Origin of the sequence: Croceicoccus sp. YJ47, from assembly GCF_016745095.1 — a bacterium.
Taxonomy (GTDB): domain Bacteria; phylum Pseudomonadota; class Alphaproteobacteria; order Sphingomonadales; family Sphingomonadaceae; genus Croceicoccus.
Genome location: NZ_CP067087.1, coordinates 803,553 through 827,249, shown reverse-complemented (window position 1 = coordinate 827,249; position 23,697 = coordinate 803,553). Strand labels below are relative to the sequence as shown.

Annotated in this window: 27 protein-coding genes and 1 pseudogene; 7 read left to right on the top strand and 21 right to left on the bottom strand. The window is 66.8% G+C overall.

The window, feature by feature from the left end:
* Positions 1–45: 45 nt before the first annotated feature.
* From thiL to JD971_RS03925, 10 genes are read right to left on the bottom strand one after another with little or no spacing between them, the layout of a single operon-like run.
* Positions 46–1,005, bottom strand: a complete 960-nt coding sequence (gene thiL, locus JD971_RS03965; protein ID WP_236672256.1) for a thiamine-phosphate kinase — start codon at positions 1,003–1,005, stop codon at positions 46–48.
* The gene (nusB, locus tag JD971_RS03960) at positions 992–1,444 is read right to left on the bottom strand and encodes a transcription antitermination factor NusB (protein WP_202086088.1); all 453 of its coding nucleotides are present in this window, start codon (positions 1,442–1,444) and stop codon (positions 992–994) included. The genes thiL and nusB overlap by 14 nt, the downstream gene beginning before the upstream one ends.
* Positions 1,441–1,965: a DUF1993 family protein gene (locus JD971_RS03955; protein ID WP_202086087.1), complete on the bottom strand. Its 525-nt coding sequence runs from the start codon at positions 1,963–1,965 to the stop codon at positions 1,441–1,443. The genes nusB and JD971_RS03955 overlap by 4 nt, the downstream gene beginning before the upstream one ends.
* Entirely contained in the window at positions 1,962–3,266 is a 1,305-nt protein-coding gene (hisD, locus tag JD971_RS03950) for a histidinol dehydrogenase (protein ID WP_202086086.1), read from the bottom strand. Before hisD ends, JD971_RS03955 begins: the two co-directional genes overlap by 4 nt.
* Positions 3,266–3,958: an ATP phosphoribosyltransferase gene (hisG, locus tag JD971_RS03945; protein ID WP_202086085.1), complete on the bottom strand. Its 693-nt coding sequence runs from the start codon at positions 3,956–3,958 to the stop codon at positions 3,266–3,268. The genes hisD and hisG overlap by 1 nt, the downstream gene beginning before the upstream one ends.
* 44 nt (positions 3,959–4,002) lie before the next feature.
* Entirely contained in the window at positions 4,003–4,509 is a 507-nt protein-coding gene (locus JD971_RS17045) for an alpha/beta fold hydrolase (protein ID WP_371809709.1), read from the bottom strand.
* The gene (locus tag JD971_RS17040; RefSeq protein WP_371809708.1) at positions 4,509–4,928 is read right to left on the bottom strand and encodes an alpha/beta fold hydrolase; all 420 of its coding nucleotides are present in this window, start codon (positions 4,926–4,928) and stop codon (positions 4,509–4,511) included. Before JD971_RS17040 ends, JD971_RS17045 begins: the two co-directional genes overlap by 1 nt.
* A 26-nt stretch (positions 4,929–4,954) precedes the next feature.
* The gene (locus JD971_RS03935) at positions 4,955–5,848 is read right to left on the bottom strand and encodes a pirin family protein (RefSeq protein ID WP_202086083.1); all 894 of its coding nucleotides are present in this window, start codon (positions 5,846–5,848) and stop codon (positions 4,955–4,957) included.
* Positions 5,845–6,570, bottom strand: coding sequence for a glutathione S-transferase (locus tag JD971_RS03930; RefSeq protein ID WP_202086081.1), 726 nt, complete (start codon positions 6,568–6,570; stop codon positions 5,845–5,847). Before JD971_RS03930 ends, JD971_RS03935 begins: the two co-directional genes overlap by 4 nt.
* Positions 6,567–6,863, bottom strand: a complete 297-nt coding sequence (locus JD971_RS03925) for a BolA family transcriptional regulator (protein WP_202086079.1) — start codon at positions 6,861–6,863, stop codon at positions 6,567–6,569. Before JD971_RS03925 ends, JD971_RS03930 begins: the two co-directional genes overlap by 4 nt.
* Positions 6,864–6,925: 62 nt before the next feature.
* Here JD971_RS03925 and JD971_RS03920 point away from each other — a divergent pair, with 62 nt between their 5' ends.
* The 3 genes from JD971_RS03920 to JD971_RS03910 all read left to right on the top strand — a co-directional run bounded on the left by JD971_RS03920 (position 6,926) and on the right by JD971_RS03910 (position 10,567).
* Positions 6,926–7,525 (top strand): J domain-containing protein, encoded by a 600-nt coding sequence (locus JD971_RS03920; protein WP_202086077.1) that lies wholly within the window; start codon positions 6,926–6,928, stop codon positions 7,523–7,525.
* A gap of 69 nt (positions 7,526–7,594) precedes the next feature.
* The gene (gene cobS / locus JD971_RS03915) at positions 7,595–8,584 is read left to right on the top strand and encodes a cobaltochelatase subunit CobS (protein WP_202086075.1); all 990 of its coding nucleotides are present in this window, start codon (positions 7,595–7,597) and stop codon (positions 8,582–8,584) included.
* Positions 8,585–8,635: 51 nt separating this feature from the next.
* Positions 8,636–10,567: a transglycosylase domain-containing protein gene (locus JD971_RS03910; RefSeq protein WP_202086073.1), complete on the top strand. Its 1,932-nt coding sequence runs from the start codon at positions 8,636–8,638 to the stop codon at positions 10,565–10,567.
* 7 nt (positions 10,568–10,574) lie between these two features.
* Here JD971_RS03910 and JD971_RS03905 read toward each other — a convergent pair whose 3' ends face one another.
* The gene (locus JD971_RS03905) at positions 10,575–11,690 is read right to left on the bottom strand and encodes a zinc-binding dehydrogenase (protein WP_202086071.1); all 1,116 of its coding nucleotides are present in this window, start codon (positions 11,688–11,690) and stop codon (positions 10,575–10,577) included.
* Between the two features lie 159 nt (positions 11,691–11,849).
* Between JD971_RS03905 and JD971_RS03900 the strand changes: the two genes are divergently transcribed.
* A complete protein-coding gene (locus JD971_RS03900; protein WP_202086069.1) occupies positions 11,850–13,253 on the top strand; it encodes an MATE family efflux transporter in 1,404 nt (467 codons plus the stop codon).
* Here the strand turns inward: JD971_RS03900 and truA are convergent.
* Positions 13,238–13,984, bottom strand: a complete 747-nt coding sequence (truA, locus tag JD971_RS03895; RefSeq protein ID WP_202086067.1) for a tRNA pseudouridine(38-40) synthase TruA — start codon at positions 13,982–13,984, stop codon at positions 13,238–13,240. The genes JD971_RS03900 and truA overlap by 16 nt on opposite strands.
* A pseudogene (fmt, locus tag JD971_RS03890) lies at positions 13,981–14,886 on the bottom strand (methionyl-tRNA formyltransferase). Before fmt ends, truA begins: the two are co-directional and overlap by 4 nt.
* Positions 14,887–14,930: 44 nt before the next feature.
* Here fmt and recR point away from each other — a divergent pair.
* Together recR and JD971_RS03880 are read left to right on the top strand one after the other, a co-directional pair.
* Entirely contained in the window at positions 14,931–15,539 is a 609-nt protein-coding gene (gene recR, locus JD971_RS03885; protein WP_202086065.1) for a recombination mediator RecR, read from the top strand.
* A 56-nt stretch (positions 15,540–15,595) separates the two neighbouring features.
* Positions 15,596–16,162, top strand: a complete 567-nt coding sequence (locus JD971_RS03880; RefSeq protein WP_202086063.1) for a peptide deformylase — start codon at positions 15,596–15,598, stop codon at positions 16,160–16,162.
* Positions 16,163–16,218: 56 nt separating this feature from the next.
* Here the strand turns inward: JD971_RS03880 and JD971_RS03875 are convergent, their stop codons facing one another.
* Positions 16,219–16,620: a four-helix bundle copper-binding protein gene (locus JD971_RS03875; RefSeq protein ID WP_202086061.1), complete on the bottom strand. Its 402-nt coding sequence runs from the start codon at positions 16,618–16,620 to the stop codon at positions 16,219–16,221.
* A 104-nt stretch (positions 16,621–16,724) separates the two neighbouring features.
* Between JD971_RS03875 and rmuC the strand changes: the two genes are divergently transcribed.
* Positions 16,725–18,305 (top strand): DNA recombination protein RmuC, encoded by a 1,581-nt coding sequence (rmuC, locus tag JD971_RS03870; protein ID WP_202086059.1) that lies wholly within the window; start codon positions 16,725–16,727, stop codon positions 18,303–18,305.
* A gap of 10 nt (positions 18,306–18,315) precedes the next feature.
* Here the strand turns inward: rmuC and JD971_RS03865 are convergent, their stop codons facing one another.
* The 7 genes from JD971_RS03865 to JD971_RS03835 all read right to left on the bottom strand — a co-directional run bounded on the left by JD971_RS03865 (position 18,316) and on the right by JD971_RS03835 (position 23,666).
* Positions 18,316–19,113: an RNA methyltransferase gene (locus tag JD971_RS03865; RefSeq protein WP_202087320.1), complete on the bottom strand. Its 798-nt coding sequence runs from the start codon at positions 19,111–19,113 to the stop codon at positions 18,316–18,318.
* A gap of 20 nt (positions 19,114–19,133) precedes the next feature.
* Positions 19,134–19,424 carry an HPr family phosphocarrier protein gene (locus JD971_RS03860; RefSeq protein ID WP_202086058.1) on the bottom strand — a complete coding sequence of 97 codons (291 nt, stop codon included), beginning with the start codon at positions 19,422–19,424 and terminating at the stop codon, positions 19,134–19,136.
* Positions 19,421–19,825 carry a PTS sugar transporter subunit IIA gene (locus JD971_RS03855; RefSeq protein WP_202086057.1) on the bottom strand — a complete coding sequence of 135 codons (405 nt, stop codon included), beginning with the start codon at positions 19,823–19,825 and terminating at the stop codon, positions 19,421–19,423. The genes JD971_RS03860 and JD971_RS03855 overlap by 4 nt, the downstream gene beginning before the upstream one ends.
* 76 nt (positions 19,826–19,901) lie before the next feature.
* Positions 19,902–20,837: an RNase adapter RapZ gene (gene rapZ, locus JD971_RS03850; RefSeq protein ID WP_202087319.1), complete on the bottom strand. Its 936-nt coding sequence runs from the start codon at positions 20,835–20,837 to the stop codon at positions 19,902–19,904.
* 81 nt (positions 20,838–20,918) lie between these two features.
* The gene (locus tag JD971_RS03845) at positions 20,919–21,350 is read right to left on the bottom strand and encodes an HPr kinase/phosphorylase (RefSeq protein ID WP_202086056.1); all 432 of its coding nucleotides are present in this window, start codon (positions 21,348–21,350) and stop codon (positions 20,919–20,921) included.
* A complete protein-coding gene (locus tag JD971_RS03840; RefSeq protein WP_236672255.1) occupies positions 21,347–22,969 on the bottom strand; it encodes an ATP-binding protein in 1,623 nt (540 codons plus the stop codon). The genes JD971_RS03845 and JD971_RS03840 overlap by 4 nt, the downstream gene beginning before the upstream one ends.
* Complete coding sequence (locus JD971_RS03835) at positions 22,956–23,666, bottom strand: response regulator transcription factor (RefSeq protein WP_202086054.1); 711 nt, start codon at positions 23,664–23,666, stop codon at positions 22,956–22,958. Before JD971_RS03835 ends, JD971_RS03840 begins: the two co-directional genes overlap by 14 nt.
* Between the last annotated feature and the right edge of the window lie 31 nt (positions 23,667–23,697).

Below are 23,697 nucleotides of genomic sequence, written 5' to 3'. Positions count from 1 at the left end.
CCGCCGGGCGTGGTCCGGGTCAATCGCACATCGTCGTGCGGCGCCTCAATCCTTGGACGCCGTGTCCCGCCCATGTGCGTAACCGAGCGGGATCGATCCATCGGGCGGCCCGCGATCGATCAGCAAGGGCTCGCGTCCGGCCGGAAGCACCGCGCCGATGCAGCAGGCGCCGACCGGCGGGGCGATCCCATCGGCCATGGTGAAGAGCAACTGGTAATCGTCACCCCATCGCATCGCCTCGTCCCGCCGATCCGCGAGGGCGGGGTGGACGGGCACCGCCGAGCTGTCGATCGCGATCGTGGTCCGGCTCGCCTCCGCCATCCGGCGCGCATCGATGAGCAGGCCATCGGACACGTCCATCATCGCGTGCACCACCGGCGCCAGCGCCGCGCCGGTCGCCAGCTGCGGTTCGGGCCGCCGGAACGCGGCGGTCAGCGCGGGATCGTCGACGCCGCGCTGCAACGCCTCGAACCCGGCAAGGGCCGCGCCGAGCACGCCTGTAACCCAGACGCGGTCGCCCACCTGTGCGTCGGCTCTGGCGGGCGGCGGGTTGCGCACCGGCGCGCCGATGGCCGTGAGGCCGAGCGTGCGCGTGGCAGCAGGAGAGGGGCCAGCCACCGTATCGCCGCCGAGCAGCGGCGCGGGATGGGCGGCAAGCACCGCGCGAAGACCGGCCGCAAATGCCGCGTCCCACGCCGCATCGCCGAGCATGTAGCCGAGGATCAGCGCCACCGGGCGCGCGCCCTTGGCGGCAAGGTCGGACAGGTTGGAGGCGACCAGTTTCCAAGCGACGTCGGCGGCGTCCTGCGAAGGAAGCCAGTGCACGCCCTCCACCATCATGTCATGCGTCACGACGAGCGGCCCATGCGTGTCGAGGACCGCGGCATCGTCGGAAAGCGCCCGCGCGCCCGTCCCGGTGGCGAGAGCGCGCATGGCCGCGATGAAACGCGCCTCGCCGCTATCGTCGCCGGGACCGGTCACGGCGCAGGTTTCAGGATCGGACATCCTTCGCAATCGCGTCGAGCAGGCCGTTCACGAATTTTGCCTCGCGTGCTTCGAAAAAGGCATGGGCGACGTCGACATATTCGCTGATCGCGCTGGCCTTGGGCACGTCGGCGCGGGCCATCAGCTCATACGTGCCGCAGCGCAGGATTTGCAACATCGTGCGGTCGAGCCGGGTCAGTGACCACCCTGTTGCCAGCCGCTCGGTGATGCGGGTGTCGATCTCTTCGCGGCGGGCGTCGACGCCCTTTACCAGATCGTCGAAAAACGCGACCTCGGCATCGGCATATTGCGCCTCCTCGATCTCGCGGCCGAGGCGGTGCTGATGAAATTCGTCGAGCAGGCGCGTGATCGGCGTCTTTTCCATATCGTGCTGATACAGGGCCTGCACCGCGGCCAGCCGCGCGGCGGAGCGCGATTGCGAACGGGCTTTTTGAGTCATGAAACTTTCTTCCGGACCGATCCCAGATAGTCGAACTTGCCGACCGCGACACCGGCCTGCCGCAGGATCGCGTAGGCCGTCGTCACATGGAAATAGAAATTGGGTTGCGAGAAGGAGAGGAGAAATTCCTCCCCGTCGAACGGCATGACGAAATCGCGAAAACGGAATTCCACGGGCTTGCCGATAAAGCCCTCGAACTCCGCCGGGTCGAGCGCGTTGATCGCGTCGCGCGTTTGCGAGAGCATCGTGCGCATCGCGGCAAAATCGCGCGGGCTTTCGGACATGTCCGGGCTGAACACGCCAGCCCGCACGCCTTCGACCGCGCCGATGGAATGGGTGCGCACCGATTTCACCTGATACGCGAAATCCAGCATGTCGGGGGCAAGCTTCATCTGGACGAATTCGTCCTCGCTGCGCTCGGTTTCGCCGCAATGGCTGTCCGCCTTGGCGAGCACGCGCTCCAGCCCGTCGATCATCTGGATCCACTGGGGAACGAGCGCGTGGTGCAGCGAAATGCTCATGAATTTTCTCCTTCGAGGCGGATGGCGACCGATCGGGCATGGGCGTGCAGCCCCTCCGCCTCGGCCAGTGCGACGGCGGCGGGACCGATGGCGGCAAGCGCCGCGCGGTCGAGTTCGATGAAACTCGTCCGCTTCATGAAATCGAGCACGGACAGCCCGCTGGCGAACCGGGCGCGTCGTCCGGTGGGCAGGACGTGGTTCGGCCCCGCCACGTAATCGCCGACCGCTTCGGGCGCATGGCGACCGATAAAGACCGACCCTGCGTGCCGGATCGCGCCCAGCAGCGGTTCGGGCGATGCCACGGCGAGTTCCACATGTTCGGCCGCCAAGGCATTGGCAAGCTCGGCCGCGCGCGCCATCGGAGCGGTGATGATGACGCCATGATCGGTCCAGCTTTGCCGCGCGACGCCCGGATCGGGGAGGCGGGCCAGCTCGTCCTCCACCGCGTCCGCGACACGGGCGGCAAAACCGGGATCGTCGGTGATGAGAATGGACTGCGCGACGGGATCGTGCTCGGCCTGGCTCAACAGATCGGCGGCGATATGCGCCGGGTCGTTGTCCGCGTCCGCAATGACGAGGATTTCCGACGGCCCCGCGACCATGTCGATGCCCACCACGCCGAACAATTGCCGCTTCGCCTCCGCGACCCAGGCATTGCCGGGTCCGGTGATGACGTCGACCGGCGCAATCCGCCCGGTGCCATAGGCAAGCGCGGCGATCGCCTGCGCCCCGCCCACGCGCCAGATTTCGTCCACGCCGGCGACATGCGCCGCGGCCAGCACGAGCGGATTGACCGCGCCACCGGGCGTCGGCGTCGCGACGGCGAGCCGTTCGACGCCCGCCACCTTCGCCGGAATCGCATTCATCAGCAGCGAGGACGGGTAGGCCGCGCGCCCACCCGGCACGTAAAGCCCGGCGGCATCCACCGCCCGCCATTTCGCGCCGAGCCGCACGCCCGCATCGTCGCGGTAATCGCGATCCTCGGGCAATTGCGCCGCGTGATAGGCGCGAATGCGCGCCGCCGCGGTTTCGAGGGCATCGCGCAGCGCCGGGGCCAGCCCGTCATAGGCCGCGCGGCATTCCTCCGCCCCGATGGTCCATCCCGCGTCGCCGTCCCCGGCCAGCGTGTGGGAATCGAATTTCTCGGTATAGGCGATGAGTGCGTCGTCGCCGTCTTCTTTCACCCGCGCCAGGATCGCGGTGACGTCGCGCCCGACGCCCGCGTCCTCCTCGCGCCGGTCGGCGACGATGGCGGCAAAGGCGGTGTCGAAATCCGCGTCCGATGCGTCCAGCCTGCGCATTACACCGCACCCGCCGGAAGGCCCGCCGCCTCATGGCCCGGGTTGTGTTCGGCCAGCGCGCGAAACGCCTCGATCATGGGGCCGAGCCGGGCGCTGTCGGTTTTGAGCGCGGCGCGATTGACGATGAGCCTGGCCGACACGGGCAGTATTTTCGCCGTTTCGACGAGCCCGTTCTGTTTCAGCGTACGGCCCGTCGACACGAGATCGACGATCCGGCTGGCAAGGCCGAGCGAGGGCGCAAGTTCCATCGCGCCGTTCAGCTTCACGCATTCGGCCTGCACGCCCTTCGCCTCGAACCAGCGGCGGGTGATGTTGGGATATTTGGTCGCGACGCGCATGTGGCTGGCGCTGCGCCCGTCTTCTTCGGCCCCGTCCACCGGCTCCGCGATGGACAGGTGGCAGTGCCCGATGTCGAGATCGACGGGGGCGTAGAGGTCGGAATAATCGAATTCCTCGATCACGTCGGACCCGACGATCCCGGCCTGCGCGGCGCCGTGCGCGACGAAGGTGGCGACGTCGAACGCGCGCACCCGGATGAGCCGGATCGAGGGATCCTCGCACGCAAAGCTCAACGCGCGATTGGCCTTGTCGTGGAAGCCCGGTTCGGGAACGATCCCGGCACGGGCCATCAGCGGCAGGGCTTCGTCGAGGATGCGACCCTTGGGAATGGCGAAGGTGAGCGGTTTTGTCATGACAGCCGCGACTTAGGCGTCGCGGCCTTGGCTGGCAATGGGCGTTACCGTTCGCCCGCGCCGAGAAACCCGTCCATCGCCGCGTTCACCGCCTCCGGCCGCTCCCAGATGACGAAATGGCCCGCATCGGCAATGCGCGTGATGGAAATATCGTCGACATGATCGGAAAGCCGGTCGAGATTGGCGGGCCGGATCGCATGGTCCTCCATCCCCCAGATCACGAGCGTCGGGATGGCGATTTGCGGCATCGCGATCGTCTTTGCATCGTCGGGAATGGCAAAGGGCGCGTCCATCGGCGGCACGTCCATGGCCGATGCGCGATACCAGTTGATCATGCCGAACGCGCGCTCCGGATCGGACCAGTCCTCGATCAGCGCGGCCTGCTCCTCGGCTTCGGGGCGGGGCGAGGAATCCCGGTCCGGAAATGCCTTCGCCAGCAGGGGGAGCAGGCCGCCCTGTTCGATCAACGCGTCATTGTCCGTGTCGCGGAACACGCGGATATACTGGGAGGCGGCGCGCTGTTCGCGGTCGGTATATAAAAGCGGCTGCATCACCGCGGGGTGCGGGGCATTGGCGATAATCGCGCGGGTGACGCGGCCGGCATGGGGGCTGCCGCGACCGGATCGGCGCAGGGCTGCCCCGCCATCGCCACGGCCCATGCGATCGCGCCGCCCCAATCGTGCCCGACGACCGTGAATTGCCCGATGTCGAGCGCATCGGCGAGCGCGAACACATCGCCGACCAGCAGGCTGGCCCGGTAATGCTCCGGCCCGCCGGGTTTCGACGAATGGCGGTATCCGCGCTGATCCGGCGCGACGCAGCGGTAACGCCCGGACAGATACGGGATCTGATGCCGCCAGGTGCGATGCGATTCGGGAAAACCGTGCAGGAAGATCAACGCAGGCGCATCGCGCGGCCCTTCGTCGCGAACCTGCAATTCGATTCCGTTACCCAGCTGCACCGTTTTCATAGGTCTGTCCCATACCCCGTTTTCTTTCAGGGATAGCTGACAGTCTTTGGCCGGTCGGGCAAGGGGATGTATTCCGCCTCGTCACCCGGCACGCGCGGGAACTTGCCGTCGCGCCAGTCTTCCTTCGCCTGCTCGATCCGGTCGCGGCTGCTGTGCACGAAATTCCACCACACGTGCCGTTTGCCCACCGGTTCGCCGCCGAGGAGAAAGACCCGGCCCCCGTCGCGCGAGGACAGCACCGCCGCCGCGCCGGGGCGAAGCACGACGAGCTTCAGCGGGTCGAGCGCGATGCCATCGATGCTCGCATCGCCGGCGAGCAGCATCACCGCGCGCTCCGCGACGTCCGCGTCGACCGGCATCTTGCCATCGGGCGCGAGTTCGATGTCGGCATTGATCGTTTCGATATGGCATGTGGTCGGCGCGGTTTCGCCCCACAGTGTGCCCATGATGATCCGCGCCTGCGATCCGCCGTCGGCAACGATGGGAAGATCCTTTGACGCAATGGATTCGAACGCCGGGTCGATATTCTCCTGCCCATCGGGAAGCGCGAGCCATGTCTGCGTCCCGAACAGGCGCGGGCCGGCGGCGCGTTCGTCCGCAGGCGACCGTTCGGAATGGACGATGCCGCGCCCCGCCGTCATCAGATTGACCGCGCCGGGCGTGATCACCTGCCTGCTGCCGAGCAGATCGCGGTGCTCGATCGCCCCTTCGAGGAGATAGGTGACGGTCGACAGGCCGATATGCGGATGCGGCCGGACGTCCATGCCGGTCCCGATGTCGAGCGTGCTCGGCCCGAATTCGTCGACGAAGACGAAGGGACCGACCGACCGGCACGCCTGCTGAGGCACGGCCCGATGCACGGTGAACGCGCCGAGATCGTGGCTTACGGGCGTGACGGTTTTCAGAATGGGGTCGGTCATGCAGCGTCCAGTTCGGGATAGTTGCGAAAGATGCCCTCCTTGCCGAAAGGCTGGCACCGGTCGCTTTTCCGGTATTCGGCGATGCGCGGCAAGGCAAAGAACGCGTCGCGGATCGCGTGCAGCTTCGGATAATCCCCGGCAAGGGCGGCCATGCGTTGCGGAAACATGAAATGCAGCCCGTCGAGGAGATAGGCAAGCGACGCATCCAGCCCGCTCCACGTGTCACCGATGGCCCAGTCGCCGCCGTTCGCTTGCACCGCGGCCTCGAAATGATCGCAATATTTGGGGATGCGGTTTTCGCGGAAATCCTCCGCCGCCTGCATCGCCGCGTCCTTCTGATCCTCGTAATACAGCGAGGTCGCGATGGGATGATGCACGCCGTGCACCTCCTCCGTCATGTCGGCGATGTCGAGCTGCAGCTGATTCATATATCGCCGGGCCGCTGCATCATTCGTGCCGATGTCGTGCTCCTCGGTCAGGAAGGCGATGATGTTCGGCGTCTGCGCAATCGATTCGCCTGCCGTTTCGAGCAGCGGCACGGCGAAGGCGGGCCGGCTTTTCATCGCGGCGAGATGTTCGGCCACTTTGGTCATGCCGTCATCGGTGGAGAGGCCGGACGCGCGGGCCGGCTCGGCATAGGCGATGTCCGCCGCCTCCAGCACGAGCCGCACGAACTCGCCGCGCCCGGGAAGGCCGGGCCAGTACCACAGATCGTAGCTCATGGGACGATCCCCGGCGCTTCGGCCTTGATCGCAATGGCGTGGACGCGCTCTCCCGGAATGTCGCCCAGCGCGTGGTTGACCATGCGCTGCCGTTCGAGCCGGGAGCGATCCTTGAATGCATCGGCCTCGATATAGATCGAAAAATGCGATTCGCCGCTGCCGTCGTCGCCCATGTGGCCGCGATGGGTCGCGCTGTCGTTGTTCACGTCCAGCCGGGCGGGCGCGAATGCGGCGGTAAGCCGTTCACGGATTTCCGCTTCGAGCGGGCCCGATGGGGAATTGGGTTGGGGCATGATGGGGGTGCTTTCAAATCGGGGGGTTCACATTTCGGGGCGGGCGTATCATTTCAATGGCGATGCCACGAGACCGGTTCCATGGACGACACGAAAATCCCGGCACGATCTGCCACGCCCCCGGATGCGAGGAGGCGGGCGAATTTCGTGCGCCGGGCGCGCGCGGCCCCGGTTTCGACGGGCCGGGGGAGTGGCGCTGGTTCTGTCTCGACCATGTGCGGCAGTTCAATGCGGGCTACGATTTTTTCGAAGGCATGAGCGCGGAGGAAATCCTCGACGCGCAATCGCCCGTGTCCGGATGGCGCGATTCGCGGGCCTATTCGCCGACGGCGGGCATTGACGGTGCGCCGCGCTGGGCCGATTTCGACGATCCGCTGGAGGCGATTTCGGCGCGCGCCCGGGCCCGCCGGTCGGACCGCGAACGACAATGGCGGGAGGAGGACCGCGCCCGCCGCGCCGGCGTTTCGGGCGAGGATGCCCGCGCGCTCGACGTGCTGGGCCTTGGCGTCGATGCCGACCGGCAGAAATTGCGAAGCCGCTATTCCGAACTTGTCCGACGCTATCATCCCGACCGCAACGGCGGCGACCGCAGCCATGAAAACCGCCTGCAACAGGTCGTCGCCGCGTATCAGCATCTTCGCCGCGCGGGCCGGTTCGGGTGATGCAAAACCGGCGCCGTGGCCGATTGCCTGTTGCCCCGCCCGCGGCACATGTTTAACCGCAATGGTGCCATGACCGACATTACCCAGAACACGAACAGCCACGAAACCGCACTGGCCGCGCCGGACACGCAAGTGGACGTGCGCAAGACCTTCGGTATCGACATCGACATGAAGGTCCCGGCCTTCAGCCGCGCGGACGAGCGCGTGCCCGATACCGATCCCAATTACGTGTTCGATCCCGACACCACGCTCGCGATCCTGGCCGGGTTCGCGCACAACCGCCGTGTCATGGTGCAGGGGTATCACGGCACCGGCAAATCGACCCATATCGAGCAGGTCGCCGCGCGCCTCAACTGGCCCTGCGTGCGGATCAATCTCGATGCGCATATCAGCCGGATCGACCTCGTCGGGCGCGATGCCATCGTGCTGCGCGACGGGTTGCAGGTCACCGAGTTTCGCGAAGGGCTGCTGCCCTGGGCGCTGCAGACGCCGACCGCGCTGGTGTTCGACGAATATGATGCGGGCCGGCCCGACGTCATGTTCGTCATCCAACGCGTCCTGGAAACCAGCGGCAAGCTGACCCTGCTCGATCAGAACCGTGTCATCCGCCCCGATCCGCATTTCCGCCTGTTCGCGACAGCCAACACCGTCGGCCTCGGCGATACCAGCGGGCTTTACCACGGCACGCAGGCGATCAACCAGGGGCAGATGGACCGCTGGAACATCGTCGTCGGGCTCAATTACCTGCCCGAGGCGACCGAAGTGAACATCGTGCGCGCGCAGGTGCCGGACGCCGAACCCGACCTCGTGCGCAAGATGGTGCAGGTCGCCGACCTGACCCGCGAAGGGTTCATCAATGGCGACATTTCCACCGTCGCATCGCCGCGCACGGTCATCAGCTGGGCCGAAAACACGCGCATCTTCAACGATGTCGGCTTTGCCTTCCGCCTGTCCTTCCTCAACAAGTGCGACGAGACCGAGCGCATGCTGGTCGCCGAATATTATCAGCGCGTCTTCGGCACCGACCTTCCCGAAAGCGTCGTGTCGCGCGCCGGATAATGCGCGTCGGCCGGACGCGGCCGGGCACGCCATCGGGTAGGGCGGTGCATCATGGCGGATGATTTCGAAAAGCCGCGCCGGGACAGGTGGTGGCGCCGTTCGCGCCGCGATGACGCAAGGATCGCGGACGAGCCCGGCTATCTCGAAGAATCGCAAGGCTACGGCTTTGGTCACGACTGGGACGAGCAGGGCGGCGGCGCCGCGGATCCCTATGCGGAGGAATATTACCCCGCCCCGCCGGACGAACCGCGCCGCCGGGGGTGTATCGCCGGGTGCCTGCTGCTGCCGTTCACGCTTACCGCGCGGCTGGTCAAATGGGGAGCGGTGGCGTTCGTCGTGCTGCTCGGCCTCACGATCGTGTGGCTCGCCGCGACGAAGCCGGTTTCGGAAACGCTCGACCCGCATGGCGATCCCTTCGTGCTCGTGTCGCAGGACGGTCAGCCGATCGCGCGCGGCGGCGACGTCGTGCTCGCCCCGGTGGAGGCGGAGATGCTCCCCGCCCATGTGATACAGCCCTTCCTCGCAATCGAGGATCGTCGGTTTTTCTCCCACTGGGGCGTGGATCCGCGCGGGGTGGCGCGGGCGTTCGTCCATAATCTGGGCGGTGGATCGATGCAGGGCGGCTCGACCATCACGATGCAGCTCGCCAAGGTCACCTATTACAGTCACGACCGCACGATGGGGCGCAAATTGCTGGAGGTGCCGACGGCGCTCTGGCTCGAATTGTGGCTGACGAAGGAGGAGATCCTCGAACGCTATCTCTCGAAGATCTATTTCGGCGACCGCTCCTATGGCCTGCGCGCGGCGTCCATGCGCTATTTCGGGAAGGCGCCGGAGGATCTCGCCCCGCAGGAGGCGATCCTGCTCGCCGGTCTGCCCAAGGCGCCGAGCAGCCTTGCACCCAGCGTCCATGCCGCCGCCGCCCGCGCCCGCGCCGACGTGGTAAAGATCGCGATGGTCGATGCAGGCTATCTGACGCAAGCGGAGGCGCGCGCCATGCCCGATGCGCGGCTGCGCCTGCAATCCAATCGCGAACCGCCGCGCTATGCCCATTTTACGAACTGGATCCGAAGGCTCGCCGTGGCGGAGGGCTATGGCGCCGATGCGCCGATCATCGCGACGACGCTCGACGTGGAGGTGCAGCGCGCGGCTGAGGCGGCGGTGCGTTCGGTCGATGTCGGCGATGCGGAGGTCGCGCTCGTCGCGATGCGGCCCGACGGCGCCGTGCTCGCCATGGTGGGGAGCAAGGATTACAACGCGAATCAATTCAACCACGCGCTGGCCGGGCGGCAGCCGGGGTCCACGTTCAAGCTGTTCGTCTGGCTCGCCGCGTTACAGCAGGGGATGAGCCCCGGCATGATGGTGAGCGATACCGAAATGCCCGGCGGGCCGCGCAATGCGGGCAATGCCTATCGCGGGCAGATCACGCTGGAGGATGCCTTCGTCCATTCCAGCAATGTCGTCGCGACGCGGCTTTATAATCAGGTCGGCGGCGACGCGGTCGTCTCGCTCGCGCAGGATTTCGGCATCGACGCGGCGATGGACCCGGCGGATACGTCATTGCCGCTCGGCACGGCGGATGTGTCCCTGTTGCAGCTTACCGCCGCCTATGCGGGCATCGCGCGCGGCGAATATCCGGTGCGGCCCTATGCGGTGCAGCCCGCCCGCGGCGAGCCGGAGGACCATGGCGGACGCTACCGCCTCGACCCCCGTGTCCATGCCGAGATGATCGAGATGCTGCGCGAAACGGTGAACCGCGGCACGGGGCAGGCCGCCCGGCTCCCCATTCCCAATTTCGGCAAGACCGGCACCAGCCAGGAAAACCGCAATGCGGTCTTCGTCGGCTGGGCCGGGGGGATCGTGGCGGGCGTGTGGGTCTATGCCGATGCGGACTCCGCCGACCGCAGCCGCATTTCGGGCGGCGACGCACCGGCGCGCATCTGGCGACAATTCATGATCCGCGCGGTGCCGGGCGCGAACTGACCGCCGCTTAGCCGTTCGGCGTGACGAGGAATTTCTCGCCCGTCTTCTTCGCATTGTAGGACAGCGCATTTTCACGGCGCAGCATGGCGGACAGATCGCCGCGCGCGGAATACTGGCTTGCGAACATGCCGGTGAGATTGTCCCGCACGCGGCCGCGCATCCGCTCCACCGTGTCGCGCCCGGCCTGCGTCAAAAACGGCATCAGCAGCCATCCCGAAACCGTCCAGACAAAGCCGAAGCTGCGCGTCAGTTCGATGACGGACAGGTCCAGCGCGCCATAGACATGCACCCGCTTCATCGTGCTGCTGCCATAACGGCTGTATTCGTCGTTCGCGGAGGCGACCTGTTCCATCGCGGTCAGGATGGTGGAGGCCATGCGCCCCCCGCCGATCGCGTCGAAGGCGGTCATCGCGCCCGTCTCGGCAATCGCGTCCTTCAGCCGGGCAAAGAAATCGTCGTCGCTGCTGTTCACCACATGCGTCGCGCCGATGTCGCGCAGGAGCTTTACCTGTTCGTCCGACCGCACGATATTGACGAGCGGAATGTCATCCTCGGCACAGATCTTCACGAGCATCTGGCCCAGGTTTGACGCAGCCGCGGTATGGACGATACCCTTGCCGCCTTCTGCACGCAGCGTTTCGGTAAAGCCAAGCGCCGTCATCGGATTGACGTAGGACGCAGCGCCCAGCTCCGCCGGGACGTCATCGGGAAGCGTCATGCATTCGCGCGCCTCTACGATGCGGTGCGTCGCATACATGCCGCCGGCGGCGCAGGCGACGCGCCGCCCCATCAGCTCCTGTGCCGCGGCGTCATCGCCGGCGGCCACGACGCGGCCCGCGCCCTCGATCCCGACGGGCATGGCCTCCCCGACGCGGCCCTGCATCGCGCGCAGGGCGGGGGCGGGCATTTGCGCGGTGATCGTGCCGTCGCCGAACTCCGCATTTTCAAGATCGGCGGACCCGAACAGAAGGCCGAGATCGGAGGGATTGACCGGCGCGGCCTCCACCTCGATCAGAACCTGCGAGCCGGTCGGTTCGGGCAGGCTTTCCTCCGCGATGCTGACGGTCAGCGTGCCGTCACTTGCGAGTTTCGAATAGATATGCCGTGCTGTGGTCGCGGTCATGCGGTTGGCTCCTTCGTGTTTTTCCATGTTTGGGTATGGTCATGGCCGCTCCCGCCCCGTTTGGCCAGAGCATGACGCGAACAGCCGCGCCGGACCGCCCCGCGGACAAGATGGCGGGAAGGGCATACAACCGCCGTAATCCGGGTTAAGGGCCACTGCATGCCCGATACAGCCGACGAAACCGCATCCTCAGAACCGCGCCGCACGCAAAAGGCACGGCTGGTCACGGGGTCGATCCCGCGCCACATGGTGACGCAGACCGCGCCGCTGATCGTCGGGGTTGCGGCGATCATGTCGGTCGGCATCATCGATGCGTATTTCATCGGGCAGCTCGGCGCCGATGCGCTGGCGGCGGTGGCGTTCATCTTTCCCGTCACCACCGCGCTGTCCAGCCTCGGTGTCGGGGTGATGGCGGGGATCAGCTCCGTCGTGAGCCGCGCCTTGGGCAAGGGGAACATGGACCATGCGCGCGGGCTGGCCGCGATGGGGATCGGCGTGGCGGCGGGGCTGGGCCTCGTGCTGGCCGCGGCGCTGTTCATCGGGCGCGTGCCGTTGTTCGAGCTGATGCAGGCGCAGGATACGCTGCTCCCGCTCATCGATGCGTATATGCGGCCCTATGCGATGTTCTATCCGCTGCAATTGTTGATGATGGGCGCCAATGGCGCGCTGCGTGGGCAGGGGCTGGCGCGGCATTCGATGGCGATATTGATCACCTTTGCGGTGGTGAACTGGCTGCTCGATCCCGTGCTCATCAATGGGGCGTTCGGCATGGCGGGCTATGGCATCGCCGGCGCCGCCTATGCCAGCATCGGCGGATTTGCGAGCGCGATGGCGATGGGACTCGTCCTGCTCGCGCGCAGTCGGATCGGATTGTCGGTTTCCGCATTGCGCCACGCGGGCCTGGGCGATGCGCTGGCATTGGCGCGGGTGACCGGGCCGGCGGCCTTTTCCAATTCGATCAATCCGATCGGCCTGTCCGTGCTGACCGGTTTTCTCGCCGCGGAGGGGCAGGCCGCCGTTGCCGGGTTCGGCGCGGCGGGGCGGCTGCAAAGCTTTGCCGTGGTGCCGCTGCTCGGCCTTTCCGGGGCGATCGGCGCCATCGTGGGACAGAACTGGGGCGCGGAGTGCCATGGGCGGGTGCGCCATGCTGCGATGCTGGCGGCGGGGTTCTGCGTCGCTTATGGCACGGCGGTGGGGCTGGCCCTGTTCCTCGCGCGCGATGCGCTGGCGCGGCTGTTCACCGACGATCCGGCGGTGATCGCCGCGCTCACCGATTATGTCGAGATCGGGGTGTGGGGTTATGGCGGCTATGGCCTGCTCATCGCGTCGAACGGGGCGTTGAATGCGGTGGACCATGCGGGGCTGGCCTTGCTGCAATCGCTCCTCCGCGTGCTCGCGATCATGGTGCCGGTGGCGTGGATATTGCAGAGCGCGTGGGGCGCGGACGCGGTCTATACCGCCGAGCTTGCGGCCAATGTCGTGGGCGGGGCGATTGCGGCGGGGGCGGCATATTGGGTGCTGGTGCGAAAGAGGGGCAGCGCGGCGGGTCAATCCGGGGCGTAGGTCGCGTCCACGAAATAGAGCCCCTGCGGCGGGGCATTCATCGCCAGCCGCTGCCGGTCGCGCGCGGCCAGCGCATCGGCCAGATCGCCCCTGGTCCATCGCCCCATGCCCACGCGCACGAGGCACCCGACCATCGAGCGCACCTGATGATGCAGGAAGCTGCGCGCGGCGGCGTGGACATGGATTTCGCCGCCCACCCGCTCCACATCGAGGCGGTCGAGCGTGCGCATCGGGCTCTTCGCCTGACACGCGGTCGAGCGAAACGTGGTGAAATCGTGATGCCCGATCAGCACCTGCGCGGCGTCATGCATCGCCTCCGCATCGAGCGGCATGCCCATCTGCCACGCCCGCCCAAGGTCGAACGTCAGCGGCGCGCGCCGATTGGCGATGCGATAGAGATAGCGCCGTCCGGTGCACGAAAAGCGGGCATGCCATTCATCCGGTACGACGACGCAATCGGTCACGGCGACAGGCGCCGGGCGCAATTTCGCGTTCAGCCCGTCGCGAAGATGATCCGCCCCGCGCGGATGGTCCACGTCGATATGCGCGCGCATGGCGATGGCGTGCACGCCCGCATCGGTGCGGCCCGCGGCATGCATCGCGGCATGCTGATGCGTGATGGCATGCACCGCCTCCTCCACCGCCTGCTGTACCGAGGGGCCGTGCTTCTGCCGTTGCAGGCCCATGAACGGGCCGCCGTCGAATTCCAGCGTCAGGGCAAAGCGCGTCACCGGATCTCGGTCCCCGCCGCAATGGGAAAGCCGCGCAGCATGTCGGCGGTGGGCATCGCCGGCTTGCCCGCGCGCTGCACCATGGTGGGCCGCAGCGCGCCATAGCCGCACGCAATGGTCAGCATATCGTCGAGCACGGTCGCCGCCGGCCCCTCGCGCCCGATGACCTCGGCCTCCAGCACGCGGAACCGCTCGCCTTCCCATTCGAAGAACGCGCCGGGACGCGGGGCGAAGGCGCGCACCTGCCGGCCCAGTTGCTCCGCGCTTTGCGTGAAGTCGAGCCGGGCCTCCGCCTTGTCGATCTTGGCTGCATGCGTCACGCCGAGCGTTGGCTGCACCTCCCGCCGGACATGGGGTAGCTTCGCCAGTACGTCGACCATCGCCTCAGCCCCCATGCGCGCAATTTCCTCGGTCAGTGCGCCTGCGGTCTTGCGCTCGATCCGCGTGCGGCGTTTCTCGATCATCGGGCCGGTATCCAGACCCTTTTCCATCTGCATGATGGTGACGCCGGTCGTCTGGTCGCCGGCGAGGATCGCGCGCTGTATCGGCGCCGCCCCGCGCCAGCGCGGCAGGATCGAGCCATGGACGTTGAGGCACCCGTATCGCGGCGCCTCCAGCACCGGCACCGGCAGCAACAGGCCATAGGCCGCCACGACCGCCACATCGGCATCGAGCGCTGCGAAAGCGGCGCGCTCCTCCTCGCCGCGGAGCGAGGCGGGCGTATGCACGGGAATGCCATGCGCCTAGGCCGCCTGCTGCACCGGGGAGGCTTGCAGCTTCTTGCCCCGGCCCGCGCGGCGTGGCGGCTGCGAATAGGCGGCGATCACCTCGTGCCCGGCCGCGATCACCGCCTCCAGCGTGGGAACGGAGAATTGCGGGGTGCCCATGAATATGACGCGCATGTTGTGTCTTCCTATCACCGGGGGCAGTCCCTATCTGCCCCCACATGGCATCGCAAGAGATCGAGGCATTGGCCGGCGCGCTCGCCCGGCTGCCGGGGCTGGGCCCGCGTTCGGCGCGGCGGGCGGTTCTGTGGCTGGTGAAACGGCGCGAAACCGCGCTCGTCGATTTGCTGAACAGCCTTACGACGGTGCGCGAAACGCTCGTCGAATGTACGGTCTGCGGGAATGTCGATACGCGCAACCCTTGCGGTATCTGCGCCGATCCGCGCCGCGATGCGTCCAGCATCTGTGTCGTGGAGGATGTCGCCGATCTGTGGGCGCTGGACCGGGCGCGGCTGTTTCCGGGGCGCTATCACGTGCTGGGCGGGCGATTGTCGGCGCTCGACGGGGTGCGGCCGGAGGATCTGTCCATCGGCGCGCTGCTCGACCGCGTGGATGGCGACGGTGTGGACGGCGTGCGGGTGGACGAGGTCGTGCTCGCCATGAATGCCACGCTCGAGGGGCAGACGACCGCGCATTACATTGCCGAGCGGCTGGAGGGGCGGCCCGTGCGCGTGACGCAGCTTGCCCACGGTCTGCCGGTGGGCGGCGAGCTCGACTATCTCGACGAAGGGACGCTGGCGCAGGCGTTGCGGGCGCGCAAGCCGCTTTGATCCCTTTCGCGGCGGCGCGTCTTGCCGGATGGGCCGGGGCGCCCTAAATGGCACCTATGGCTATCCGAGAAATCATCGAAGTTCCCGATCCGCTGCTCAAGCAGGTGTCCACCCCCGTCGAACAGTTCGACGATGAATTGCGCACATTGGTCGAGGACATGTTCGAAACCATGTATGCCGCCCCCGGCATCGGCCTTGCCGCGGTGCAGGTCGGCGTGCCGAAACGCGTGCTCGTCATCGATCTTCAGGAACCGGACGAGGATGCGCCGGCGGAGGATTGCGGCGATCACGGATGCGGCCACGATCATCGCCCGGTGAAGAAGAACCCGCGCGTGTTCATCAACCCCGAAATCCTCGACCCGTCGGAGGAGTTGCAGACCTATTCCGAAGGCTGCCTCTCGCTCCCCGACATCTATGCCGAGGTGGATCGCCCTTCGCACATCCGCGCCCGGTGGCAGGATCTCGACGGCACGGTGCACGAGGAGGAGATGGACGGTCTGATGGCAATCTGTCTGCAGCACGAGATGGACCATCTCGAAGGGATCGTGTTCATCGACCACCTGTCGCGGCTGAAACGGCAGATGGCTTTGAAAAAGCTGAAAAAGATGCGCATGGCGGCCTGATCGCCGCGCGTCGGTGAAACGGGGAAGGCCGGGGCATGTGACCCCGGCCTTTTTCGTTATGCGGCTTCCTTGCGCAGGTCGTCGAGCGCGGCCTTGCAATCGCGTGCGCATTCGCGGCACATCTCGGCACAGCGGCGGCAATGCGCATCGTCATGGCTCTCGCACTGCTCCGCGCAGGTTTCGCAGGCCTTGATGCACAGGGCGAGCATGTCGCGGATGATGGCGCGGTTTTCGTCGGTCCGGCGGCTGGCGACGCGGTAGGTCGCGGTGCAGATGTCGCTGCAATCGCTGCACAGGCGGATGCAGCGCGCCATGTCGCCCTCCTCCGCCACGCACGCATCGGCGCAGCTGTTGCAGATCGCGGCGCAATACAATGCGTGTTTCACCGCGAGGCCGAGGCTGTCGTTGTAATCGTCGCCGACGGCGGGGTGTTCGGAAATCATCTTCTGAATCGACATGGGTACGTTCTCCTTTGATAAAGGAGCGAAATGCCGGGGAATAAGTTCCGGGAGAGCGGCCGCGGGGGCTTGCCGCGTGACGCGTTCATAGTATGTTCCGGCGCATGGAACCCATTGCAATCCTGATCGTGATCCTTGCCCTGCTGGCGGGGCTGGCCGCCGGCTATTTCCTCGGGTCGCGGCCCGTCGCCGAATGGCGCAGCCGCCATGGCGAGACGGAGACGAAGCTGCGCGAAACCGAGGACGCCTATCGCAGGGCCATTTCGGAACTCGCCACGATGAGCGACCGCGCAGAGCGCGCCGCCGAACTGGAACGCCGGCTGGGCGAGAGCGAGCAGGCGTTGAGCGGCGCGCGTGCCGAGCTTGCCGGGGTCAGGTCGGAGCATGGCGAACGGTCCCGCGCGCTCAACGACCTGCGCGGCGAGTTGCAGGGCTTGCGCGAAAAGCTGGAAGAGCAGGCCCGTGCCCGCAACGCGGCGGAAAACGCGCTGGCCCGCCATGAAAGCGAGGCAAGCGAACGCGAAAAGGCGCTGGAACAGCGGTTCGCCGACCGGGAGGAGAATTTCGCCCGCGAGATGAAGCGCCTCGTCGAGGCCGAGGACAAGTTGCAGGCCAAGTTCAACGAGATCGGCGAAAAGATGCTGACCGGGGTGCAGGGGCGGTTCTTCGAAAAGGCGAAGACCGACCTCGACGCCCTGAACAAGGAAAGCCTCGCTGCGCTGGAAAAGAAGGTGGCGCCGGTGGGCGAGACCCTGGAACGCTATCGCAAGCGGGTCGAGGAGATTGAGAAGAACAATGCGTCGGGCTTCGACCAGCTCAAGGGTGTGATCGGCGAGATGCGTGCCGGGCAGGAGCGCGTGCTCGAAGGGGCGAATCGCATCACCACCACGCTGCGCGGCGCGACCAAGGCCCGCGGCGACTGGGGCGAACTCCAGCTGGAGAACCTGCTCGAAAGCTGCGGCCTGTATGACAAGGCGGATTTCAATTTTCAGGTCAGCGTGGCAGGCGATACGGGGCAATTGCGTCCCGATGCGGTGATCAACATTCCGGGCGGGCGGCGGCTCGTCGTCGATGTGAAAAATGTGTTCAACACCTACGCCCGCGCGAACGAGGCGGAGAGCGAGGAGGAACGGCTCGAACTGCTCAAGGCGCATGCCCGCGAATTGCGCACCCATATCGATGAGCTTTCGGCCAAGCGGTACCAGGATCACGTCGCCGGTTCGGCCGATTTCGTGGTCATGTTCGTGCCGGGCGAACATGTGCTCTATTCCGCACTGACGCAGGACAATCACCTGTTGAACTACGCGTTACAGCGTAAGATCGTGCTGTCCTCGCCGCTCAATTTCATGTCGATCGCGCTGACCGTGGCAACCGTCTGGCGGCAGGCGGGCGAGCAGGCCGACGCGAACGAGATCGCAAAGCTCGGCAAGGAGCTATACGAACGGCTCGCCGTGGTGGCCCGCCACCTGTCGAGCCTGCGCAAGGGGCTGCAATCCACGAATCAGCATTTCGACGCGCTGGTCGGATCGTTCGACACCAATCTGCGCAAGACCGGCGAACGGTTCGAGGAATTGTCGATCGACACCTCGGCCAAGGAGCTGCTCGACGCGCCGCCGATCAATTCGATCCCCCGCCGGCTGAACAATTTCGCCGACAGCGACGAAGCCGTCCCGACCGAAAGCTGAACCCGCAGGGTCAGTCGCGCAGCGTCGCCAGCACCTCGTACGCCAGCACCGCGCCCGCGATTGCGGCATTGAGGCTGTCGGCGCGGCCCAGCATCGGCATCGTCACGCGAAGGTCGCATTCCGCCTCGTACGCCTGCGGCAGACCTTGCGATTCGTTGCCGACCATGACGAAGCACGGCGCGGCATAGGGGGCGCCGCGATAATCGTGCGGATCGCGCAGGGACGCGGCGACAAGTTGCCCCGCCCCGCCGCGCAGCCATGGCACGAATTCGTCCCAGCGCGCCATCGCCAGCGGGACGGTGAAAATGGCGCCCATGCTGGCGCGCACCGCCTCCACCGAAAACGGATCCGCACAATCGTCGACGAGGATGAGCCCGCCCGCGCCCACCGCATCCGCCGTGCGCAACATCGTGCCCAGATTGCCCGGATCGCGCATCGCCTGCGCCACGAGGAAGAGCGGCGCGCGTGTCCGGTCGATCCGGTCGAGCGCGGTGTCGAATTCGGCGAACACGCCGCACACGGCCTGCGGATTGTCCTTGCCCGTGATCTTGGATAGCGCCGCCTCGGACAGTTCGATGACATCACCGCCTGCGGCCTCGACCTCCGCAATCAGCGTGGTCAGCAACGGATGCGGTTCGCGTCCCTCTGCCATGGCCAGCGTTTCGGGCAGGTGGCCCATCTCGCGCGCGTCGGTGAGCAGGCGCAGCCCTTCGGCGAGGAAACGCGCCTCGCGCCGCCGGTGTTTCTTGTCACGCAGGGCGCGCAGATATTTGACGGTGGGATTGGACAGGCCGGTGATCTGACGCATGGCGATGAGGCGCGTCGCGCTCAATCCTCTCCGAACCGGTCGTCGACCAGCGTGCAGAGCGCGTCGAGCGCATCGTCCGCCTGTTCGCCGCGGGTGCGGATCTCGATCTCGTCACCGCGCGCGGCACCCAGCATCATCAGGCCGAGAATCGATCCGCCCGCCGCCTCGTTCCCGTCCTTGGCGACACGGACCTGCGTGTCGGGGGCGTATTGCTGCACCATCTCGACGAATTTCGCGCTGGCCCGCGCGTGGAGGCCGCGCTGATTGGCGATGGTGACGCGGCGGGACAGGGTCTCGGCGTCGCCCGTCATACGTCCTGACCCAGAAATTCGGAGGCGATGGTGATGTAATTGCGTCCGGCCTCGCGCGCGGCGCCGACCGCGTCGCCCACGCCCATCTGCTTGCGCGCACCGGCCAGTCGGATCAGCATCGGCAGGTTGATCCCGGCGATCACCTCCACCTCGCCTGCGCGCAGCAGCGAGATCGCGAGATTCGACGGTGTCCCGCCGAACAGATCGGTCAGGATGATGACGCCGCGACCGCTGTCGACCGCGGCGATGGCGTTGCGGATCTCGTCGCGGCGCATTTCCATGTCGTCGTTCGGGCCGATGCAGATGGGCACGATATCCGCCTGCGGGCCGACGACATGCTCCATCGCGGCGACGAATTCGCGGGCCAGCTCGCCATGAGTCACAAGAATGAGGCCGATCATGTCATTCCTTCGTAGCACCGCATGGGTATGCACGCACCATCCTTAACAATTCTCGACCCGGATATATTGGTGCGCATCAGCTTTTCGCGGCGCCTTCGACCAGATCGTTGGCGCCTGAGTCAAGGTTGCGGTGCAGCAAAACCGGTGCATAGCCTGCGCGGGTGAGCGCGGTATTGAGCATTTCGGCCGTAAATACCGAGCGATGCCGCCCGCCGGTGCAGCCAAAGGCAATATTGACGTAGCTTTTTCCCTGCGCCTCGTATCGGGGGAGCAGCGAGAGGACGAGGTCGCGAATGCGGGCGAAGGCATCGTCCCACGCCGGATCGCGCGCGATATGGTCGGCCACCGCCGGGTCGCGCCCCGTAAGCGGGCGCAGCGCATCGACCCAGTGCGGATTGTCGAGAAAGCGCATGTCGAACACCAGGTCGGCAATGGGCGGCATGCCGCGCGAAAAGCCGAAGCTGCTGATCGTGACGGTCATGGATTGCGGGGCGCTGGGCGCGAACAATTCGCGCAAGGTCTGTTGCAGATCCTGTGTCGAGAATGCGGTGGTCGTCACGACGACATCGGCCCATCGTGCCAGCGGGGCGAGCAGTTCGCGCTCCGCCGCGATCCCGGCGGCGAGCGGGCGGTCGCTGGCGAGCGGGTGGCGGCGCCGCGTCTCGTTATAGCGGCGCTCCAGCTCGTTCGAGCTGCAATCGAGGAACAGGCTCGTCACCTCGACCGATTTTTTCGCGGCCAGCGCGCGCGCGTCGGCGATGATCGCGAGCGGGTCGAAACCGCGCGTGCGGGCGTCAAATCCGATGGCGAGCGGCGGCGGCGGGCCGTCCTCGCTCGCATGGCCGAGCCCGCGCTCCGTCTCCATCAAAATGGGCAGCATGCGGATCGGAAAATTGTCGACCGGTTCCCAGCCCAGATCCTCCAGCGCACGCAGCGCGGTCGTCTTGCCCGCGCCAAGCATGCCGGTGACCATCAGCAATCGGGTCGGGTTTTCGGGCGAATCGCTGGTCATGTCGGACGAGCTATGGCTTCGCACAAGCAGCATGCAAGGATTTGTCGCAAATCCGTCCGATAAAGGGGCGCTTTTCGCCCCTCATCCCAAACCGTGAAGGGTCAGCGCGGCCTCCGCGCGAAGCGGCAGGGCAGGCGTATCCGCGAACAGGGTAAGGGCCGGGACGTCGCACCCGGCACGCACGACCCGTGCCGCGGTTTCGACATAGCGGGGCGCATCGCCGGCGAGCATGAGCACGAGCGCGACCCGCGCGGATACGACCGGCATCGTCACGATCCCGACATTGCGGATCTCGAACAGGCCGCGCGTGGCGGGATGGGGCGCGGCCCATAAACGCCCCTCGCGCACATCGAGCATCACCCCATCGTCCCCGATGAGCGCCGCCCCACGGTCGATCAGCGCATGGGCGAGCGCGCTTTTCCCGATGCCCGGCGCGCCCTCGATCATGATGGCGCGCCCCGCGATGGCAACCACGCTCGCCTGATGCGCGAGGCCGTGTCGCTGCGCACTCATTCGGGGTTCAGCGCGGGCAGGACGATGGCCATCACCGCGCCGCTCTCGCCATCGTCGCGCCCCTGCACCTCCAAGGTCCCGTCATGGCCGCGCACGATGGACCGCGCGATGGCAAGGCCGAGCCCGCTGTGCTTGCCGAAATGTTCGTCGCCCGGACGGTCGGAGTGGAAGCGTTCGAAAATGCGTTCGCGGTTTTCGGGCGCGACGCCGGGGCCGTCGTCGGTGACGGTCATTTCCACCATGTCGGCGCGTTCGGCGAAACGGATCACGACGCGGCCTTCGGGCGGGGAAAAGCTGGCCGCATTGTCGACGAGATTTTCGACCACCCGTTCCAGCCGGGCCGGATCGCCCATGACCATGGTGGCGCTGGTCGGTGCGCTTTCCACCTCGAAGCTGAGATGCCGTTCCTCGCCGATGCGCGAGGCCGCGGTGCGCCCGCCCAGCACCCCCTCGGCGAGGGCGAACAGATCGACCGGCACGAATGTCGCGCGGCTCAATTCCGCGTCGACGCGGCTTGCATCCGCGATTTCGGTGATCAGCCGGTCGATGCGCCGCACGTCCTGATGCGCGAGGTCGAGCAATTGCGCGCGCAATTCGGGATCGTCGATATTGTCCATCGTCTCCAGCGCGGATCGCAGCGAGGCCAGCGGATTTTTAAGCTCGTGGCTGACGTCGGCGGCAAACGCCTCGCCCGCGTCGATCTTTTCGCGCAGCGCGCTCGTCATGTCGGACAGCGCGCGGGCCAGCATGCCGATCTCGTCCCCGCGTTCGGGCAGACGGGGCACGACCACCTCCCGGTCGCGGCCAAGCCTCACCCGTGCCGCCGCCCGCGCCAGCATGCGCAACGGCTGCACGATGGTGCGCGCCAGGAACAGCGACAATTGCACCGATGCGAGGATGGACAGCGCGAGCAACACGAGCAGCGTCTGCCGCGCGGCGCGCACGGATTGCGTGATGTCGGACGCATTGCGCACCGAAAGCAGCGTTTCCCCCTGCGGCCCGTAGGGGGCGGCGGCGGTGATCACCGGCGTGCGGTCGGGCGCATAGCGCAGCATCACCGTGCCCGACCCGGCCTGCTCCGCGACGAAGATCTCGGGAAATTCCGGCTTGGTCGCGGGATTGTTTATGTCGGGCCGGTCGGCGGCGGGGTAATAGGGCGGGACAGGCGGCGCCCCGACGAGGAAATCCACGGTCCGGTCCATCCATTGCGCGACACGGGCCGAAAACGCGTCGTCGCTATCCTCGGCAAAGGTGAAGCTGGGCTCGCCCACGACGAAGCTGTCGGTCTGTAGCCGGCCCAGCGCGCCGAAGGTACGCAGGCGCAGTTCCTGCTCCGCGCCGATCCGGGCGAGCAGGGCGGCATGCTCGCTCGACGGCGCCTCGGCGAGCGCGTTGCCGATGATCTCGACCTCCGAGCGGGCAAGCTTGAACCGCTCGGCAATGAGCTGCTTGCGATAGGTGTCGAGAAAGAACAGCCCGCCCGCCAGCAGCGCCACGATCAGCACGTTCACCGCGAGGATACGCGTGGTGAGGGAAAAGCGCCGGGTCCAGAACAGCCGGTCGGGAATATCCTCCGCCGGGCGGGCGGCAAGATCTTCGGTGGTTTCAGTCGCCGGCAAAGCTGTAGCCTGCGCCGTAAAGCGTGGTGATGCCGTTGAAATCGCCATCGACCTGCCGGAACTTGCGGCGCAGACGCTTGATATGGCTGTCGATGGTGCGATCGTCGACGAAGACGTCGTCCTTGTACGCCGCATCCATCAGCTGATCGCGGGTCTTCACCACGCCGGGCCGCTGCGCCAGCGCCTCCAGGATGAGGAATTCCGTGACGGTGAGCGACACCGGCGCCCCGTCCCATGTGACCCGGTGCCGTTCGGGTTCGAGCACGAGCCGCCCGCGCTCCATCGTTTCGGCCGCGGTTTCGCCCGCCTCCCCGGCGACGCGCGCGCGGACGAGTTCCTCCCGGCGGAGCAGGGCACGGATGCGCGCGATGAGCAGCGCCTGCGAAAACGGTTTCGCGATATAATCGTCCGCGCCGATGGACAGGCCGAGCGCCTCGTCCTCCTCGCCCGTCTTCGACGTGAGGAAGATCACCGGCAGGGACGAACGCTCGCGCAGCCGGCGCAGCAGTTCCAGCCCGTCCATGCGGGGCATCTTGATGTCGCACACGGCAAGGTCGGGCGGATTGTCGAGCAGCGCCTCCAGCGCGGCGGACCCGTCGGGATAGACGCGCGTGTCGAACCCCTCGGCCTTCAATGCGATCGAAAGGCCGGTCAGGATGTTACGGTCGTCGTCGACCAGGGCAATCGTCTGCGTCATTGCGGTGCGGCTTTCGGTCTGCGGTTCGCGT